The organism is Alcanivorax sp. HI0044, assembly GCF_001634945.1.
The window spans coordinates 1-1204 of record NZ_LWEZ01001904.1; the positions used below are offsets into that span (position 1 = coordinate 1).

At 53.4% G+C, this 1204-nt stretch carries 2 protein-coding genes; both read right to left on the reverse strand.

What is annotated here, in order from left to right; genetic code table 11:
* On the reverse strand, window positions 1-293 hold a 293-nt coding region (locus tag A3730_RS28420), incomplete at its 3' end, for a glycosyltransferase family A protein (RefSeq protein ID WP_156501429.1).
* Window positions 290-1138 carry a lipopolysaccharide core heptose(I) kinase RfaP gene (gene rfaP / locus A3730_RS28425; protein ID WP_063519076.1) on the reverse strand — a complete coding sequence of 283 codons (849 nt, stop codon included), beginning with the start codon at window positions 1136-1138 and terminating at the stop codon, window positions 290-292. The genes rfaP and A3730_RS28420, both read right to left, overlap by 4 nt.
* Window positions 1139-1204 lie beyond the last annotated feature (66 nt).

Below are 1204 nucleotides of genomic sequence, written 5' to 3' on the forward strand. Positions count from 1 at the left end.
GAACACATCTCGTCATCCGCATCCAGAAAAATCAACCACGGGAATCGAGCTTCCTCAATACCTCTATTACGCACCGCAGACAAACCCTGGTTAACCTGGGGTATATAACGCAGCACATCAGAATGCTGATTCTCCAGTGCCCTCATAATTTCATCGGTATTGTCGGTAGATCCATCATTGATCACCAACACCTCAAAATCAGAATAAGACTGGCTCAATACCGATTGCACCGCCCGTTCAATACAATGACCGTAGTTATAGGCAGGAATGACAACGGAAAAACCGGCACTCATATATCCTTCCCCGGGTGCGGATTAAATTGCAGAGGAAATTGAGGTGTCTTTTCATAATAGCGGCGATAAATTTTTTCGCCTTCTCGCTGACTGGCAGCCAGCAGAGCAGATTTTTCCGTCAGCACATCACGTAAAGATCGCCCACTGTACTCACGCACAAAGCGCAGAACATCTCTTCGCGTCATCCCGTACCGGGCAGTGGAGAAATACAAGCCCCCCAAATCCTTGACTCGCCATCGCTGAGGAACCGCCCCTCGCACCTGGGAACGGTGCAGATCGATCAGGAAAAGAGGCGCGCTTTCATCCCTGGCATGCACCGCAGATGCCGGCATCAAAAAGTGGGCAAGATAAAAATCACGGTGATTAATGCCTGCATCATGCATACGGCGGGCGATAGCAGCCACCCGACGAATCAGCTCGCGCTTGAACCCTACAGGCACTTCTCCTGCCTCAAGCCAGCTTTCGCCCACCTCCTCCAGGCTCAAGGTATCAGCCAGCTCATCCGTGACCAGAAACGATTCCTGACGAGACGGATTGTGGCCACGGCAGCCATACCCTGCCACCGTCATCGTATCCAGCCCTGCGGCCCGAACAGCATCAATCGCACGCACTTCTTGCATGGCGCCAAGCACAGGCAATTTCCCCTGACCCAGATTCTTGAAGATTTCACGCCATCCAATCCCGCCATGGTACTTGAGGAAATAACCTTTTCCGGCATGAAAAAAACGCAGCGTTCTGCGCCCTTCACGCTCCCGGAAAATATCCCCTTGTTGCCGGGCCGCCTGCTCAAACGGGTCCTTGCCGGCCCAGGCCGCCGCCAGATCTTCACGCAGCATCGTGCTCATTCCTGCTCCCCGTCATCGCCCGCTTCCAGTGCTGATACCGCATGCTCCACCAGGTCATAAATATCT

Excerpts from the sequence above, each read along its gene's own strand:
- rfaP (WP_063519076.1), bottom strand. The coding sequence starts at position 1,138 with ATGAGCACGATGCTGCGTGAAGATCTGGCGGCGGCCTGGGCCGGCAAG.